Source organism: Ezakiella massiliensis (assembly GCF_059862345.1).
In genome coordinates this window covers 1-21,055 of record NZ_JCBCEO010000002.1, presented here as the reverse complement: position 1 = coordinate 21,055, position 21,055 = coordinate 1, and the positions used below count along the sequence as shown (strand labels likewise).

Annotated in this window: 6 protein-coding genes and 1 pseudogene; 3 read left to right on the top strand and 4 right to left on the bottom strand. The window is 25.2% G+C overall.

From position 1 onward, the window contains the following. Positions 1-73: 73 nt before the first annotated feature. From AC6FXG_RS03015 to AC6FXG_RS03000, 4 genes are read right to left on the bottom strand one after another with little or no spacing between them, the layout of a single operon-like run. Positions 74-814 (bottom strand): thioesterase II family protein, encoded by a 741-nt coding sequence (locus AC6FXG_RS03015; RefSeq protein WP_490559965.1) that lies wholly within the window; start codon positions 812-814, stop codon positions 74-76. Further along, positions 801-6,371 (bottom strand): alpha/beta fold hydrolase, encoded by a 5,571-nt coding sequence (locus AC6FXG_RS03010; protein WP_500571514.1) that lies wholly within the window; start codon positions 6,369-6,371, stop codon positions 801-803. Before AC6FXG_RS03010 ends, AC6FXG_RS03015 begins: the two co-directional genes overlap by 14 nt. Before the next feature lie 18 nt (positions 6,372-6,389). After that, positions 6,390-14,438, bottom strand: coding sequence for an amino acid adenylation domain-containing protein (locus AC6FXG_RS03005; RefSeq protein WP_500571513.1), 8,049 nt, complete (start codon positions 14,436-14,438; stop codon positions 6,390-6,392). Next, complete coding sequence (locus AC6FXG_RS03000; RefSeq protein ID WP_500571512.1) at positions 14,431-18,720, bottom strand: beta-ketoacyl synthase N-terminal-like domain-containing protein; 4,290 nt, start codon at positions 18,718-18,720, stop codon at positions 14,431-14,433. The genes AC6FXG_RS03005 and AC6FXG_RS03000 overlap by 8 nt, the downstream gene beginning before the upstream one ends. A gap of 591 nt (positions 18,721-19,311) precedes the next feature. On the opposite strand from AC6FXG_RS03000, the pseudogene AC6FXG_RS02995 reads away from it, so the two are divergent. The 3 genes and pseudogenes from AC6FXG_RS02995 to AC6FXG_RS02985 form a co-directional block, all read left to right on the top strand. Further along, positions 19,312-19,485 (top strand): annotated as a pseudogene (locus AC6FXG_RS02995) (SAP domain-containing protein); the annotation flags it as partial. 189 nt (positions 19,486-19,674) lie between these two features. Then, positions 19,675-20,010 (top strand): hypothetical protein, encoded by a 336-nt coding sequence (locus tag AC6FXG_RS02990; RefSeq protein WP_500571511.1) that lies wholly within the window; start codon positions 19,675-19,677, stop codon positions 20,008-20,010. Positions 20,011-20,080: 70 nt separating this feature from the next. Continuing rightward, positions 20,081-20,962: an SPL family radical SAM protein gene (locus tag AC6FXG_RS02985; protein ID WP_500571510.1), complete on the top strand. Its 882-nt coding sequence runs from the start codon at positions 20,081-20,083 to the stop codon at positions 20,960-20,962. The last annotated feature ends 93 nt before the right edge of the window (positions 20,963-21,055 follow it).

Here is a 21,055-nt window from a genome sequence, read left to right as displayed (position 1 = left end):
TGTATTAATATATATTTTTTCTCATTACTAATACTATGAAACTATATCATCTAGTCATCATATTCTTCATATGTTATAATTTGGATAAATCATTCATTATTTGTTTAGCAATCACATCTTTATTTTTTTCAAGAAAAAAATGATCTCCTTCAAAAATACGAATTTTAAAATTGCTTGTATACATATCCCATTCGCACAAATCTATAAATTTAGCTTCTTTATCTTCTAATCCACCATAAGCTATAATTGGGTACTTGCTATATATGGTACTATTATTTTTATACGAATCTACTAGTTTAAAATCATCTTCTAGTATATCTAAATAAAAGTCAAATAATTCATTTTCTTCTATCACTTCTGAAGGTACACCACCTAATTGAATTACAGAGTTTTTCATCTTCAAGCGATCATATGAACCTCTTTTTTCTTCATTGGCATTCAGATGAGGAGGAACTCTCGCAATTATTATCATAGCCTTTATAAATTTATTATTATTTTGCCAATAATTTGCTAATTCATATGCTAATATCCCTCCTAAACTGTATCCCATTAAAACAATATTTTCTTCATATAAACAATCTAAATCGGTAATCATTTTTTTTATTAGTAAATCAATTTTAGTATATCGATTTTCTCTAATTCTTTTCCCATGACCAGGTATATCTATCCCAGTTATTTTTATATTACTATATAAATTATTATTAAATAAATCCTTATATATATTCGCCGTTCCCCCAGCAAATGGGAAGGCAATTATATGCAATTTTGCAGCATTATTGCCTTGCTCAAAACTAATCCATTTATTTGCTTTCATCCTTGTCCACCTCACTCAAGAAATTTTTTAATAAAGTATTAAATTCTAATGAGTGTGTTAAATATGGATAATGTCCACAAGATTTAAATTCATATAATTTATAATTATATAGTTTCTTTGTAATTTCCTTAGATCTTATTGGTTTTATAATTGAATCATGATCACCATATGTGCAAAGTACTGGTATCTTAATTTTTTCTATCCAGTTTAACGTATTCAACTCAAACATTTCATTCAAATATCTCATAGCTATTAGTGAGTTAGAGCATTTACTACTTAATAATATCCTTTTAGATTTTTCAATTTCTAATTTATCAACACCTTCTAAATTAATTAGTCCATCAAAATCTTTTGATATAGATTGTGATACTACATTTGTCATTTGTGAAAGTTCCTCTGGAGTCATACTGTGAATATCAATATTTGGTAAATCAGATCCATCATAAAATCCACCAATCAATGTTAAAGACGAAATAGATTCATTATATTTATATGATAAATATGTACCTATTACTGTTCCAAAACACGATGCAACAATTGCAATTTTAGTGTCAAATAAAGATTCAATTGCTTTATATATTAAATCTCCTACACAAATAGTATTTAGTTTGTCATACATACCACTTAATCCATATCCTGGAACATGAATTACTACAATTTTAAATTTGTTAGATAATGAAATAAACTGATTGATGAACGATGGTGCAGTTAAACCTATCGCCGGAAAAAACAATACCGGTTTGCCTATTCCATAAATAAATATTTCTAAACTTATATTCTCAACATTCAATTTAAAATGTACCAAATTTTTATCACTCATTTTTAAAATTCTATACTTGCTTAAATGTTGAGAAACATTAAATTTATTTTCCGAAAATGTATTACCGTAATCGGTTAAGTATTTTTCTACTGCACCTGGCTCTACTACAGAAATAACATCATTTAATTTTCTACTATCAAATATATATTTTGCAATATCATAAATACTAGGGCCTTCTAAAATGACTGATACGGGTATATCATCATATACAGATGCGATTTCTTTATGAATATTTGTAATTAATAATGAATCAACACCATAAACTGCCAAATCTTCATGAATATCTATTTTACCTTCACTTATTTTTAAAACTTTCTCAAATATTTTTTTTAGTTTTAATGCAATTTCATCTATACTTTCTACACTTTCATTTGAAATAATAGTAGTTTGTTTTTCAACTTTGTTTTCTTGTTTTATAACACTAATTCCCATTTTTTCTTTAACATTATTAGATACATCAAGCATTAAAACTTGTTTAAAAGGTGATAAAATAATATTATCTAACGCTTTCCCTCCAAGTCTATAACTTAATGGATAAATCCCCTTTACTATAAATTGCTCATTTATTTTAGAATCTTGATTTTCCCAAAATCCCCAATTTATAGAAATACAATCAACGGAGCTATTATCATTTATGTATCCTTTAAATGAATCAGTAAAAATACACGAACTAGCATAAATACCCCATCCGATATTACATGTAAAAGATTCACCTGATGAGAAAAACACTAATTTCTTTACATCAATTTCTTTAACAATTTTGTACAAATTTATATTACCTTCTAATTTAGGCTGTAATTTTTTTGATATATATTCACTATTAATATTTTTTAATCTATCTATACTAAAATCCATTGCTAAATTCATAACAATATCTATATTGCCAAAGGATTTTATGATATGATAAAAAATATCTCTAAGCTTATCAAAATCAGTAATATCACAACTATAATAAATAATGTTATCATCATTAGAAGTATTCACATGGTTGCTTTCTCGTCTTCCTATCCAAATCACCTTACATTCTGTATTTGTTTCTAGAATGTATTTAGTAATTAATCTTCCAACAGTTCCTGCACCGCCAATTATTATAACAACATTCGCACTATTGAAATAACTGTATTGTTTCATATTATCATCTATTTTTTTAAATGATTGTGTATAAGTTAATTGATTTCTCAAACAAATATCACGGTTACCACTAGGTTTTAACATAATAGCTGAACTAATAGCATCTTTTTCAAAAATGTCAATATCAATGTGATTGAAATTAATATTTTTAAATTCTTTCCCTCCTGATTTTCCAATACCTATTAGTAATGAAGACATTGGATTTATAATATCTTGTTCATTAACTTTCCAAGAATTGTTCGTAACTAATGTTAAATTTAATAGTTCATTATTACTTCCCAGTATATTCATAAATTCCCAAAAAGGTAGAACTAAGTTGTCCAAAACATTATGGTTATCTATATTAATATCTTTAGATAATCCAAAATAATATATTTTTTTACTACTTAATACATTTGTATATTTTTTCAAATCATAAATACTATGACAATTTATTATATTATCATAATTTCCTGCCTGTTTATCTTTTCCCAATATGATATGCAAATTATTGTTCTTTAATTCATAAAAATAATCTTCATACTTTTTGTCATAGATATAGACTTTATCTATTTGTATATTTTGTTCAAATTGATGCTCTATTTCTTGCCAAATAGGCAAATACATTTTATTGTATAATTCATCAACTTTATCCTCGTGTATATTAAGAATTAATTTCTCTCTTTTATTATATAATCGTAAAATTCTATTCTCCAAATCTATATAAAAATATTTTATATCTCTTTCATTATTTACAACATTAAACATAACATGATGATTACCATCATAAATTTTTTTGATAATTTCTAAAATAAATCTTGAAGAAATAAAATTTTTTCCCACATATAATTTCTCATTTGCGTTGTATTTCACTTTATCAATACTTTCATCATCGCTGTTAGATATATTGGTATAATGTTTGTGTATATCATCAATTTTTTCATAATTTATATCTATTATTTTTTCTTTAACGTTTTTAATCAAACCATTTTCTAAAAAATTTTTTTCATTATCTATTCCAAAATGAAAATCGTTCAGTTCAGTTAAATTTTGAAAATTTATACTATTAAGTGTGAAACTTACATTATTTGGTAGATTATTAAACAGTTTATGTTTTTCATTTGAAAAATCGTCTATACAATTTAACTCATCTTCTACCCAGCACAATTCCTTATCAAACGGATATTCTGGTAAAGAAACTTTTCTATATACACTTTCTTTATATAAGTTATTAAAATCAATATTTATTCCCTTTGTCCATAATTCAACTAAATATTTTTCAACATTTAAAGTAGTAATTTTTTTTATTATATTATTATCTTCCTCTGATAAATCATTAATTACTTTGTCAGAGCATTCAAAATATTCCAACTTAGTTTTATTAAATACTATATTTTGTAAAATATCAAATAAATCAAATAGTGTATTACACTCAAAGTATGTTCTATATTTCATATTTTCCCTACCAACTTGTAAAGTATATGAAATATCACCCAACTCCAAATCGTTATTAATATCAAAATAATTATTTATTATGGATTTTTCAAGCATGATTATAAATTCATCTATAGTATTACATTTTTTATAACATTCTATTTCTTCTTCTTTAATGTATTTTTTAGTTAAATTCTTGTAGTCAATATCAAATATTTTAATATCAGATTTAGTATTTATATAGCTATTTTCTAAAACATTAATTCCAAAACAAGCTCTTATTAACTCTTCTCTTTTTTTACTAAAATCTAATACATGCTTATCTAACGAATATTTACCAATTAAAAAAGCATAAAAATCATGTATTTTTTTTTCTAATTGAGATGTTGTTTTAGCTGAAAATAATATATAAAACAACTTATTATTATTATTTTTTTTTCGATAAGTTATATTGAAATTTTTTAATATTACATAAGCATTAGACCCACCTGCTCCAAAAGAACTAATGGATGCAAATTTATCTTTTTCACTCCATTCATCAACGTTTTGTTGAACATAAAAAGGTAATTCATTAAAGTTAATATTCTGGTTTAATTTCGTCGAATGGATTGAAGGTACTAAAATATTATGTTTCATTTGTAGTAATACTTTTGCAATACCAGCTATTCCTGCTGCAGATTCTAAATGTCCAATATTAGATTTAACCGAACCGATTGGAATTTTTTTAACATTATTGCCAACTTCTTTTATTGCGTTATTATAAGCTCTTAATTCAATAGGATCCCCTAAGGCTGTACCTGTACCATGCATTTCTAAGTATGATAGTTCGTTAACATCAATGCCTGCTTTTTTTATTCCTTTTTTTATTAATTCTGTCTGTTGTTTAGAATTAGGAACAGTAAACCCTTTAGCCTTCCCACCATGATTTAGTGCCGTGCTTTTTACAATTCCCCAAATATTATCATTATCTTTTATTGCTTTATCTAATGGTTTTAACAGTAACGCACCTACACCATCGCCAGGTACATAACCATCTCCCCCATCACCAAAACTACGACATCTACCATCAGAAGATGCAAATCCAGTTTTTGACAAGTATACATATTTGTTTGGATGAACAGTAAGATTTACACCACCTGCAATCGCTAATTCGCACTCTCCACTTTTTATACTTTCACATGCTAAATGCAAACTAGTCAAAGATGATGAACACATTGTATCCAAAGCAATGCTTGGACCATTAAAATCAAAATAATATGAAACTCGATTAGCTATTGAAGCGTAAGAAGATTGTGCATCAGCTTTTTTCTCCCCATATAATTGATACTGACCCCACATTACCCCTACATATACTCCAACAATACTTTGTGATAATGATTCTTTTGTGTACCCCGCATTTTCAAGAGTATTATATACAATTTCCAAAAATTTTCTCTCTTGAGGATCAATCATCGTTGCTTCTAAGTTTGATATATTAAAAAATAATGGATCAAAATACTTAGTGTCCCTTATAAAACCTCCCCATTTTGAATAAGATTTACCTTCAACCCCTCTATTTTTATCCCAATATTTTTCTTTATCCCATAAGTTAATAGGAATCTCCTCAATACAATCTTTTCCTTCCAATAAATTTCTCCAAAATTCATTTAAATTATCTGACATAGGAAATTTACCAGACATTCCTATTATAGCAATTTCATTATCTATATCTTTTTCTTCATCTTTATCATTTGATGAATATTTATAATTCAAAATACTGTCAAAATCAATCGTCAAATCCTGTATTTCCGTTTCATTCATTAACTCATCCAACTTAGACGTACTATTAGATATAACATCACTATTTGCAGAGTCTAAGTATTCATCTAAATCGTTATTTTCACTAAAAAACGGTAAATTATCGTGTCCTATAAGTTCCATTTCATTAAAATCTTCTATTTTTGATGAATGATTGTCCATAACATTTAATGATAACAAATAATCAGCTACTTCATTTATATTTTCGTACTCAAAAAATATTGTTTTAGGTAATTCTCCAAATACTGATTCAAGTCTTTTTATTATGGTAATCATCATAGCAGATTCTATACCATAATTTTCAAATGACTCATTATTATTGATTTCAGTAACATTTAAATGAGTGGCTGTTGATATTGATTCTGTTAACAATTTTATTATTTCTTTTCTGTCCATATTTACTATCTCCTTATATTATTTTAATGTATTTTTTAAAAAAATAATTTCATTCCCTGTCAAATCAATAGCTTCTAAACCAAATAATATATTTAATGCATCTTCATCAGATATAGGGTGTTGTTTAGTTTCTTCAATCATTTTACCTATCTGATTATTTGAAAGTCTCATACCACCATCTTTCCAATATGGCCAATTAACAGTTCTAATTTTCTTTATATATGGCGACTTCAAATAACATGCATTATCTAAAAATCTATTAGCCATAGAGTAATCTGTTTGACCTATATTACCAAAAACTGATACAAGAGATGAGAAATTTACTAGAAAATCAGTAAAAAATTTATTTTCACTAACACATCTAATAATATTAATTGTAGTTAGTGCTTTGGTATTCAAAACTTCTAAAAACTCTTCATATTCTTTAAAGTAAAATAGTTTATCCTTTGTTATGGCTGCAAGATTAAATATGCCATCTATTGAATCATATTTTTTTACTATGTCCTTAAATACATTAGATAGTAAATTATAATTTCTGGCATCCAATATATAAGAATTATATTCCTTCACTTTTTTTCTAGATAAAATTATGGGAAGTCCGCCATCTGATTTGATTTTTTGTGCGATTTTTCTTGAAATTATTCCACCTCCTATTATCACATATACTCCTTGATTTTTTATAGACATAAAATTATAACTACCACTATATTTTCGGATTATTTTTACATATAGTTTATTGTTTGTTACATCATATTTAAATTCATTTTTTATTGATTCAAATAAATACGAATATAAATGATGTAAACTATCGATATTAATATTTGACATATTTAACAATTTAATATTAATACTATGATTTTCCTTAATTAATGAGTTAGCAAATCCGATTATTGAAGAAATGTAACAATTATCCAACTTATTTTTAGTTTCTTGAACAATCAGTAAATTTATCTTGCAATCTTTTTCATTTGCAATTTTGCATAAATCAAAAATATTCCTGAAAAATTCTAATGGAGTTATTTGATTTTTATATACATAAAACAAATTAAAACAATCGAATCTATTGTCTTTTATTAATGTAAATAACTGTTCTCTATTTAAATTAATAAATCCTCTATAATCGGAAGACATATATCCAAAAACATTTTCTATCCTTTGAGTTGAACTACTAAAGATAATAGGTTGATACTCTTCATAAGCTATCTCGTAATTTTTACTTTTTTTTTTTACTCCACTATAACACTTAAACTCACATATTAATTGATTACTGTCATCTACCATATAAATATTATAGAAATCAATTTTTTTATTATCCGATATTTTTTCACATATTATTCTTTTGCCATTATTTATATTACTATATATATTTATTTCATTCACAGAAAAAGGCAAAAATATGTCAGAATTATAACTACTATTTAATAACATTGCCGATTGGAACATTGCATCAAGATACACTGTATCTATCAGATATTCATCTAGATAAGCAATAACTCTTTGATTTCCGATATAAGCCCTATTTATTGTTTTGAATAAATCACCATAAGCAATTCCATTATCTCTAAATAGTTTATAAATTTTTTCTTTATTTAGAGTATTATAATCATTTTCGTAAGGGGCAATTACTGTGTTTTCCAATTGAATTTTTGATATCCTACAAGAACACATTGCTTGATTATTTAATACAAATTCTACATCATCTTTATTATGAATTTCTAATTTAACCGGTAACATATCTTCAGAAATTTCCTTTTGCCATGTCATATCTTTAATTTTTAATGGAATTGATTTTGATATTTTCAAAATATATTCTATATACATGGCAGCAGGAACTATTTTTTTATTATTTATAATATGGTTATTTATAATAATGTTATCCTTTCTTATACATAATGTCCCAATTTTATCTATAATCGTTTTTCTATTAAACTTATCAATCCAAAAGCTTTTATTAGAAAAATCTACTATTGGCAATGGAATAATCCTGTAATCATTAGAAACTAATTTTGAAAGTTTTATTGTTCCCCAGCACCATAATTGAGCTAAATCTTGATCTGACAATTTATTATTATCTATCACCTTAACATTAGAAGTAATATCTTGATCTTTTGTAATATTTCCGTAATATAAATCATTTGCCTTACTTCCCATTTCTAAATATTTTTTAATTTTATTTAATAACTCTGTTTTTGAATTAACAATAAAAGCTAGCCTTTCTTCAAACTCAGTTCTTCTTGATAATGTATAAGCAATTTCTTTAATAGAGTACTGTGTATTTTCGCAAAGAAAGTTATAAATTTCCACTACAAATTCTTTTAACTTATCCGCATTAGGTGCAGAAAAACATACTGTATTAGATATGCTATCGTCATGATTATCTATTATTTTTTCTTTAATTTCGTCTTTTTCTAGAATTATATGTGCATTTGTACCACCAAATCCAAAAGAACTAATCCCTGCTATTTTCTTATTATCGTCCCAAGCAATCTGATTATTGGGGATAATCAAGTTTGTATCAGACAAATCTATCTTATCATTTAGATTTCCATATAAAGGCATTTTAGGAATAAGACTATTATTCATACATATTATAGTTTTTATAATACTGGCAATCCCAGCAGCAGCTTCCAAATGACCTATACAACTCTTTACACTTCCAAGATATATTTTTTTACCGAAATAATTTTCGTATTTTCTAGAATATTGAGTTATCGCTTCTTTAATTCCTTCTATTTCAATTGCATCTCCAAGTTGTGTTCCTGTTCCGTGACACTCTATATATCTATAGTCATTCAAATCGATATTTCCTTTGACTAAAGCACTATAAATCAACTCTGCTTGTGCGTTTGGATTTGGTGCAGTAAGTGAATTTGCTTTTCCACCATGGTTTGTAATCGTCGATGCTACTTTAGCATAAATATTGTCATTGTCATTTATAGCATCTTTCTCTTTCTTTAATAAAAGTAATCCATATCCTTCCCCTCTTCCATACCCATCAGCTGTTGAACTAAATGTTTTGCATTTACCATCTTTAGATAACATTCCAACTTTTTCAAGAGAAACATGCGGCAATGGATCTATAATAATATTAATTCCTCCTACTATTGCCATTTCACACTCATTATTCTTTAGTGCTTCCACTGCATGATGTAAAGCCACTAATGAACTTGAACATGCTGTATCAACTACTTCACTTGGTCCATGCCAATCAAAATAGTAACTAATTCTATTTGCTAACAATGTTTTAGAAGTTCCTGATAATGATAATTCAGAAATATTTATATTTCTTTCTCTACATAAATTATAATATTCATCTCCTGTTGCAGCAATAAAAACACCTATTTTTTTCCCCCTAAGAGATTCATTCGAATATCCCGATTTTTCAATTAATTTCCATGTCGATTCAAGCAAAATTCTTTGTCTTGGATCCATTAATTCTGCTTCTCTAGGAGAAATTTTAAAAAATTTTGGATCAAATTCATCTATATTATCTATAAAACTTGCAAAACTAGAATTTACATTATATTTTCTATTAATTTCATTAACATCCCATCTTTCAGACGGTATTTTTCTAACAGCATTTAATCCGTTAATTACAGTATCTTCAAAATTATTGCTATTATTAGCTTTTGGTAAATCATAATCAATTCCAATTATGACTACAGAATCTATAATTTCAGATTTTTCATAGTTTATTTTTTCGGTAACTAAACTATCTCTAATATCAGTAATGTCATTATATAAATCTCCAACATTCTCATATTTAAAAATTGATGCTGGATTTATTTTTTTATTAAATTCATTCAGTATCCTTGAACATAAAATGGAAATTTGCAATGAATTCATATTTAATTCATTAAATTTAGTATTAAAATTGATTGCACTTTCATAATCATTGCATACATCTTGTATAATATTTAGTAATTCACTCTCTTTATTTGTATAATCGCTTTCCTCTTTTTCTTTTAAAAGACTATAATCAATATGATGTTTAATATCTAATATAGTTTTAAATTTATAAAATAAAGTTGGATTAATTTTTATCTTATATTTTTCATTTAATTTTGTGCTTAATAAAGTTAATTGAAGTGAATTTAAACTTAAATCATTTAAATAAATTGAGGTTAATTCTTCACAATCTAGAACTTCTAGAATAATTTTTTCTAATTCGCTTATTTCATCATTATCTTTCTCAATACTTACGCTACTTTTTCGTTCTTTCATAATACCCACAATTTTTTTTCTATCCCATTTACCATTTGTAGTCAAAGGAAATTCTTTCATAGTTACTATTTCATTAGGTATCATGTATGGTGAAAGCTTACTTTCTAATTTTTCTAGTAATTTGTTCTTTTCTTCCATACTTATAGATTTACTTTCAATACATGCAATAATTTTTTCATTTTCGAGCCAAGTTATGCAATTACATTTCATATATTGCTTTAAAACTGACTCAATTTCTCCTAATTCAATCCTATATCCTCGTATTTTTACTTGCGTATCACTTCTACCAATAAACTCTATATTACCATCCTCAAAATATTTAGCAATATCTCCAGTTTTGTACATTTTTTTATATTTTTCAGAAAATGGATTTAATACAAACCTTTCATCTGTCAACCCTTTATTCTTATAGTATCCTATACTAAGACATTCACCAGAAATATACAAATTACCTTGTTCACCAATTTTACACGGACTTAAATTTTCATCCAGAATATAGTACATACAATTTTGAATTGGTTTTCCATATGGAATACTTTTCCACTTTGATTCTACCCTATCAACTTGATAATAATTTGACCAAACTGTAGCTTCAGTTGCTCCTCCCAAACTAATAAATGTACTTTTTGGGAAGTGCTTTTTTGTTTCATCCAGCATTGATAAAGGTATCCAATCACCACTTAAAAATATTAGCCTTAATGAATTTATTACATATCCATTAGTTTTCAGTATAGGTAGTAATAAATTCATATATGCTGGTGCTGAATTCCAAAATGTTATTTTTTCAGATTTTAATGTATCTATTATGGTAAAAGGATTCTTTCTATCTTCTTCATTTAATAAGTAAATTGTCCCTCCAAAAGATAAAAAGCCAAATATATCAAACACAGATAAATCAAAATTCAAGGGGTTAACACACAATACTTTATCTTTTTCACAAAAATTATATTTTGTTTTACACCATTCAAGCAAGTTAATTACTGCTCTATGATTTACTGCAACTCCTTTGGGTTTTCCAGTACTCCCACTGGTATATATCACATACGCTAAATCACTTGAACTTTTATCTTTATTTACTTCAAATGAATTTTTTTCAAAATAATCTCGTTTAATACAACACTCTTCACTACATATAATATTAAATCCAGTATTTGAAAAGATATTACTATAACTACTACTTATTATAATTGAATATACCTGTGCTTCTTCTAAAATAGTACAAACTCTTTCAATTGGATCAGTAACATTCAATGGTAAATAAGCTTTCCCAGCCTTAAGAATTCCTAAAAGAGTAAAAATAAGATATTCATTTCTATTCATATATACACCAATAACATCATCTTCTATGTTATTAACTATGTACTTAGCAATTAAGTCAGACTTATCATCTAATTCTCTATAACTTATTTCATGTTCATTTGTCTTTAATGCAATATTTTCTGGAAATTTACGCACTGATTCCAAAAAACAATCTTGTATTAACATAGAAGAATTAAAGGGTTCGCTAGTTTCATTAAAATCATAAACTGTTTTTTTGTAATCATTAAATGTTAGTAAATTATCATTATTATTTTGGAAATTATTTAATATATTTCTATATAGAATTTCTTCATTCATATTTCTTGTCCACCTTTCATCTATTAAACTATAATTTTTCAATAAATTTCTTAACTCAATTATGAATAAATCAAGTAATGATTTATCTACAAATTCTTTATTAACATTGAACTCAAAATTAATAGTATCTTCTTTTTTATATATTAGACAATCAATCCCCACATCAGGAGTAGAAGCATAAGAAAAATTTTCATCTTCTTCACAAATTTTCTCGAAATTTATAGAACTACATTCAGTAAAAACCAATTCATTCTCTGTTGGACTTATCATTGAATTTGATTTACTGCTCTTTATATTGTTAATTATATCATTATTCTCTAACACAAACTTTTTATAATCAATCTTTGTATTATCTACATATTTTTTGTTTTCATTACTATAACTAATGATTGTAGCAATCTCCTTAGAAATAATACACATTTTTTTTAAAAGATATGTTATTAATAGTTCAAGGGCTTCAATATAATTAACATTATAGTTTACACATTGTTTAATAAACAATTTATCCATTCCAAAGAATAAATTTCTTGAATAAAATTTATCTTCATGGTTTTTTTTTATATATTTTTTACAATTTCTTTCTCCTTCAAAAGCTGACAAAATTTGCATTAATAATTTAAGAATTTGATTCGCCGTAAAGTAAACCATATCTGCTGCAACTTGTAAAATCATGAATGAATCGTTAAATAGTAAGTTTACTATTAAACCTTTATTATCAGTATTTGATTCAATCATATCAATTGAATGCCTTCTATATCGTTGTAATTCAACTAATTCATTTATTTCAATTACATCTACTTCAAGTGGTTGATTAATTTTCTCCAAACTTTCGTTGTTTAAATCAATCTTTACATTGTCATACAATGATAATATACTATTTATTTTTTTTACTATTTTATCCTTATGATTGCTGTTATAATATAAATACTGCTTGAATATTGCCCCTGAATAATTTCCTTTGATTCTATCTCTAATATAATATTTTTGTAACGGACTTAACAAAATTGTATTTTTTCCTCCTTTAAAACAATCTATTTTAATAAAAGTTTCAATTTGTGATATATAGAAGTTAAAAATATCATCCGAATCCCATCCTAAATATTTAGGTATAACGAATAATCGAATTATAAAATTATTATTCGTCTCTGTTATATTACACTCTATTGCAATATTTGCAGTTTCAATATCTTGATAAATTTCATCTACTAAATCATTTATATAACTTTCCTCTTTTCTATATGTGAATACTACTGGTAAACTAATCTTATCCCTAATTTCCCTAGCTATATCAATTCCATTACAAGAAGCATGATCAATTTCATTTATTACTTCTTTTTTACATAATGATAAGTTTTCAATATCATTATTTTTTTCTCTATGATGAATTATATGATAAATAGTCTCAGTAAATGGTCCAATTATTTTTTCAACATTTTCGAAAAAATGCTTTCTTTTATCTAAAGTAAGAATAATAGATGTTTCATTTTGATTGCAAATTTTTCGTATCATATTTGAAAAAGTTTCTAAAAAATATACTGTATTTGGTATCTTATTATCTTTTAACTTTTGTTCAATCTGATTTTTATCTATTTTTTTTATGTAAACTTTCTTATCATCATAAGTATCTATTGATGGCAAAAAGAAATAGTTTGAATCTTTAAAAACTCCACTCCAATATTTCAAATCTCGCTCGTAATAAGTGGATTTGGATTTATATGCTTTTAATCTTTCTACATAATCATAAAAAGTATGATTACAAGTATAGATTTCAGTATCATTAAAATATGCATTATATAGTTCGCAAAATAAAGTGTTAGCACTTCTTCCATCAATAATCAGTGAATCGAATAAAAAATGTATTATGCACGCATCATTAAAAGATGATACTTCAATATAAAATAATTGTTCTGTTGTTTTATAAAATTCTATTTTTTTTATCTTCTTACGAATTTCGATTAATCTGCTGTCATTTATATTTTCATCATATTTATTATTTACAATATAACTATTGAAGCTATCAGTTATTGATATTTTCCCTTTACTTAAATCAACTTTGGATCTTAGTATTGGATTTTTTTTAATAATAATATTCCATATTTTTTCAAATCTGTTCAAATCCAATACATTTACTCTATGTTCAGTATATGTATAAGACTTGGCCCCAGTTGTTAAGTAGTTGTACAAATATGATTGTTGTATATCTGACAAGTCGTATACATTATTCATTTATATCCCCTTTCAATAAACCTTCATAAATAACCATTATTTCTTCTTTACTTAATTCATTTACTGTAATTTGATTCTTTTTAAATAATTTTATGATATCATTATTCCCCTTATTAAATTCAAAAAATTTTTTATGAATTAGCTGTTGTACACTTAACTCATATAATTCCGACATAGTTATATCTTTATTGTGCAGATCATTTAATTCATCTTTAATATTCATCAAAGTTATTGAGTCTAAGCCGTTTTCTTCTAAAGTCAATTGTAAATCTATATCTTTTTCAGATAACTTTGTATATTTACTGATCAACTCAAATAAATCAAATTCTTTAAAATCATTCTTTTCTTTGTGAATATAATTGTAAGAGCTGATTATCGGTATCTTATGATAACTTTGGTTCACTTCAAAGTAAAAATTATTATTTTTTATATAATCGATTATCAAATTTGCCTTACTATAAGCATCCTTGTCCATGTAATATACGGAATATTGTTTAATACTTAAAACCTCATAACATTCACTATTATCATTTAAAGTAGCTCTTATTAATTTGTTAAGCATATTTAATGAATTTGCTACATATATCTCCCCAACTCTATCTTTACTTTCTCGATTAATCAAAGTATATGATAAATCCTCACAATTGTATTTTTTCTCTCCTTCACTCCATTTTGTAAAATTTTCTTTATATAACCTCAATGATTCTTTGCTTGTTGCGTAAAACGGAAATGCATAATAATTATTTGTTTTTTCTGATAATTTTTTTTCTTTATATTCTTCCAAAACACAATGACTATTAGTGCCACCTATTCCAAATGAGCTAATCGCAATAGATATTGGCTTATTATCATTATAATATTCGTTATCAATATTTACTTTAAATATTGAATCATCCCAATTAAACTTTTGTGTTAACGGAAAACTTTCAAAACTTTTTGGTATTATATGATTTTGTATAATCATTAATGATTTTATTATTCCTGCTATACCTGCAGAATAAATCAGATGCCCTATATTTGCTTTTACTGAACCTAATAAACATTTATTTTTTTTGCTTTTATAAACGTTGCTAAGTGCATTTAATTCGATTATATCTCCAATTTTAGTTCCTGTTCCATGACATTCAATATAATCTATATCTTCTAAATCAAGAGATATCTTACTATATAAATTATTCATTAATTCTTCTTGTGCCATCCCATTTGGAGCAGTAATTCCATTGCTTCTTCCATCTTGATTTATCATACTTCCCTTTATTTTTGCATATACATAATCATTATCTCTAACTGCATCATTAAACTTTTTAACTAATATAAAACCGATTCCTTCACCAGCTACAAATCCATCTGCTTCGCTAGAAAATGGTCTTAACTTTCCTTTCTCAGAAAAAATATTTAATTTATCTGTATTGTAATAAAATTTCGGATCTCTTATAATATTTACGCCTCCTACTAACGCAATATCACAATCACCATTTTTTATTGATAAACAAGCTTCATGCAAAGCCACTAGTGATGAAGAGCAAGCAGTATCTACAACCATTGATGGTCCATGAAAATCGAATAAATATGATATTCGTTCCGAAATTAGAGAGTTAGTATGTCCTAAAATTTCATTAATTGAATTTGATAAACTATTTTGTTCTAAATGAGCACCTACAAATACTCCAGTATTTCTCATTGCATCATCATTAGCTTTATATCCCGCATTTTCAATAGCTCTAAAAGACTCAAAAATAGACAATTTTTGACTTAAATCCATAGTATCAATCTCATTTTTAGTTAAATCAAACATCGACATATCAATATCATAAATATCAGTTAAATAACATCCCCATGGATAAATTTTCTGTGAATTAGAAAACTCTTTCAAATCGCCTGTATTGATGATACTTGAATTATTAACAATAGACACCTTTCCCTCTAATAAGTTATCGAAAAATTCCTTTGGATTTTTAGCATTTGGAAATAAACAACTAACGCCAATAATTGCTAAATCGTTAATAGAATTTTCAATACATTCCTCTACATTATTTTCTACAAAAGCATTATCTATCCTTTTCTCTAAAAAATTTATGAGTTTATTTAAAGTTGGATAATTATATAAAATAGAAATATCAATATCTCTTTCGATAAACGCTTGCAAATCATCAATAATTCTCATTGCACTTAGTGAATCCATACCTAAATGTTTAAACTCTATATCCATATTAGATTCATTCAGTTCGAGATTAAGAACATTTTCAAATATTTCTTTAATACCTATTTTTTCTTGATTGGAACCTATTTGAAATTGTGTTAGAATGCGTTCCATTGTTTTAATATCTTTTTTACCATTAGGAAGCAATGGAAAATTTTCTACAATAACAATTTTTGTAGGAATCATATAATCTGGTATTCTCCCCTCTAATCCATTGCAAACCTTTTTAATTATATTATTTTCCATATTAATACCATTTCTTGGTATAATAATACAACCAATTTGCTGAGTACTATTCAAACCTATTACTAGAGATTCTTGAACAAATTCTAGTTGCATAATTAAATTGTTTATTCCTTCTAAATCCACTCTTTTTCCATGTATTTTAAAAATATGATCTTTTCTCCCTAATATATGGATTCTATTATTCATGTCTATATAGGCACGATCACCAGTTTTGAATATATGCTGCATCTTACCATTTAAAAAAATTTTTTTATTTTTTTCTTCTGTTAAAGAAGTATTATTTAAATACCCATTATATATACAATCTCCATTTACGCAAAGTTCACCTACAACGTAATAATTACACTGTTTATAATTATCATCCAAAATATAAGCATTAACATTTTTAATACTGCTAAACCCTAAAGATTTGTATTCTTCATTATTACAAATTAAATTTTCATATAAAAGTGTATTGGTTTCTGTTGAGCCATAATCATTAATTATTACACTATTCTTAAATACTTTTTTACATTGTATATAATCCTCATTTAAAAATTTTTCACCTAGTGTTATTATGTAGTTTAATGATTCCATATACTTATCAGCATTATCTATTTTACATAATAAGCGTATTATACTTGGACTTAATGTAATAAATGTTATATGGTTTTCATCAATGAATCGAGCTAATTTAGTTGGATTTTTTATTATATTATCCGGTATAATAACAGTTTTTTTGCCTAAAAGAATTCCAGCCATTAAATCCCAAAACGAAGGAATTGTAGAAATTGCACAACGTTGTCCAAATACTTCATCAAATGCAATTTGATAATTTTCTTTCATCCAAAAAAATTTATTTAAAACCTGTTTTTCATTTATCAATACACCCTTAGGTTTCCCTGTTGATCCAGAAGTATACAAAATAGCCATTGTATCTTCTATTGATTTACTAACAACATGTTTATTTTCAACTACTTCATTTTTATAATTATTAAAAAAATCACTTATATTAATTACATTATACTTGATTCCCAAATCATTTTTATCTGTTATTAACAGTGTAGGTTTAGCATCCTCCAACATAGCTTCTATATAACTATTAGGATAACTTGCATCTATTGGCAAATAGATATTTCCTGTTTTTAAAATAGCCAAAAACGAAACAATTAATTCAATTCTTCTATTTAAATAAACTCCAATAATAGAGTTTTTACTACAACTATCTTCGATAATATTAGCTAATTTATTTACTAAATTATATAATTCAATATAACTTACACTCCTTTTGTAATCGTTTTCGTAATCAACAAAAATTTTCTTATCGGGAGTTAATTTCATCTTCTTTTCAAATAATTGATAAATATTTGTTTCTTTTGGATAACTATTTACAGAAGAAATGGATTCATATTGTACTAATGGAGAAGAAGCAAATTCTATTTTTTCTATTGAAAAGTCTACTTTATTTACCCACTCAGACAACAGTGTATAAAAATATTCATTTAGTATTTTTATAAAATCATAATCAAACTTTTTAATAATATTGTATTCTATTTCAGTATCTAAAAAACGTATTATTAATAATTTTTCTCCCGATTGATTATAAATCAAAAAATCACTTGTTTCATTTTTATTATCAAATTTGTAAGACTCTAATTTTTTTTCGTCATCATTAATAAAATATTTATAGTCCTTATAAATAATAAATACAGATTCATCTTGCATTCTAAAAATAAGATATAAATAACCCCATAAAAATAATTCTTCCTTGCATATTTGATGTACATCTATTAAATCACTTACATTCAATCTTTCATACTCATTTTTTAATTTTATACTTCTCATAGTTCCTTCCAATTTAAAATTCCTCCTGTAAATATTGTAATAGTTATATATAACTCTAAGTATAAATCTTTTTTATGCTTACACCTGTCTGTTTTTTACTTTATTTTTTAAATTTATGGTAATAATAGTTGAAAAATAACAATTATATCCATATTTTCACTTCTCAATTTGTTATTACTTTTATACCCTTTTTTATATAAATATTTGTTTTATCCTTATATTTTCTTTTTTCTGTGCAGAAGTATTTTTCTAATTACTATTTTATTTTAAGATTTCATGTTATGATTCGTAAAAACTTCCTATTATTTCTCAGATTATCAGAAATATTAATAATTTTATATCTGTACTGTGTGTTGAATATTACAATTATATATTTAAGCCTACTAACTAAGAAATATATCTTCTCTCTTCATTTTTTGTTTCTTATTTAAATGTTAGCTCTCATATTAATCTTTTATCTATTCCTAATTTATGCTACAGTTTATTATCAAAGATTAAATTATCTTACATAAATGACCTATTGAGAATTGAATATATTTTTTGCCAGTTCCACACATAACTAAAATTGAAATTATATGTAGTTTAGTGATATAATATAATTATATCACTAAATACCAAAAGGAGGAAAATAAAATTATTAATAGACCTAATTTTAACAAATCTTTAAGTAAAGAAGAATTTCTAAAACATTACTGGTATAAAACTGAACTACAAGCTATTTGTTCTGAATATAATCTTCCAACACATGGAACTAAAGCTGAATTACAAGACAGAATAATTAATTTATTAAATGGTAAAGAAGTATATAATTCTAGACTAAAAGTCACACAAAAACGACTAAGTAATACTTCAAAAGAAATAACTATAAACACTCGTTTAATACAAGATGGTTTTAAATTCGACCATATTGCAAGAAAGTTTTTTTGTGACTATTTCAATGTTAAAAAATTTTCATTCACAAAAGAAATGGCGGCTACACTGAGAAATGCTGAAAAAAATAATGACTTAGAAATAACTGTAAAAGATCTCATTGAAGTGTATCTTGACTCAAAAAAAAATCCTACAAAAAAAATAATTACCAATGAGGATAAAACCTATCAATGGAATAATTTTCTAAAAGAATTCCACAAGGATAAAAAAACAAAATTATTAAACAACAAAATTCAAATTGCATCATTTTTATGGAGACAAGTAAGGGATAACCCTGGTGAAAAAAAATACACCAGTGAGCTACTAACTAAATATAGTAAAGAAATACATAAACTTTCTCATAATAATAACGATAATGGTATTAACAAATAATTCTACATTTAAAAAATTATTCCTATTTCTAAAAAATAAAATATTAATCAACTAACTTAAGAGGTACAATATGAATTATGAATATTTAGATTCGAAATCTGCATACACAAAAATAAACAATCAAAATTTACCTTATGATAGCGACTTAAATATATATAGAGGATGTGAACACGATTGTATCTACTGTTTCGCTCGATATACTGCTCGCTATTTGAATAACAGAGATTTTAGTAAGAAAATATTCATTAAAAGAAATATCAAAACAATTTTTATTGAGCAATTATTGAATAAAAAAAAACCTTTCCTTTTAAATATTGGAGGCATATCAGATTGTTATCAGCCTATAGAATATGAACAAAAGATTATGCCTGAGATAATAAAAACTTTAGAGATATTTAAAATTCCTTGTTGTATCACAACAAAATCATCTCTTATACTTCGTGATTATACACTACTAGAAAATCTCTCTAAACAAACCTCTGTAAATATAGCAATATCACTAATAACAACTGACTCGAATTTATTAAGTATACTAGAACCTTATGCATCTTCTTTTAAAGAAAGAGTAACTATTTTAAAAAAATTCAAATTTTCAAATATCTATTTCGGTATTCATATCATGCCGATAATACCATATCTTACAGATAGCTATGAGAATTTAGAAAACATATTTATATTAGCAAAGAAATATAAGGTTAAGTATATCGAATATAATTATTTAAATTTAAAGGGAGAAACAAAAAACATTTTTTTCAAATTTCTTAGTCAATATAAGCCTGAATTATTAGAAATTTATAAAAAAATATATATTGATGGATATCCAAACAACAGTTACATTTCTAAAACAGACAAAGTTATTTTAAAATTACGTTCTAAATATAATATTCAATCATCAAATATTATAAAACAAGTTTCTAAAAATAATAGCTATGAACAACTGAGCTTATTTTAAAATAATGTATAATATAGGAAATTAACCATCCATCATATCTATAATTTTACCATAGATAATTAGGTTCATTTTTAAGAACTATGCCTAGAGCTA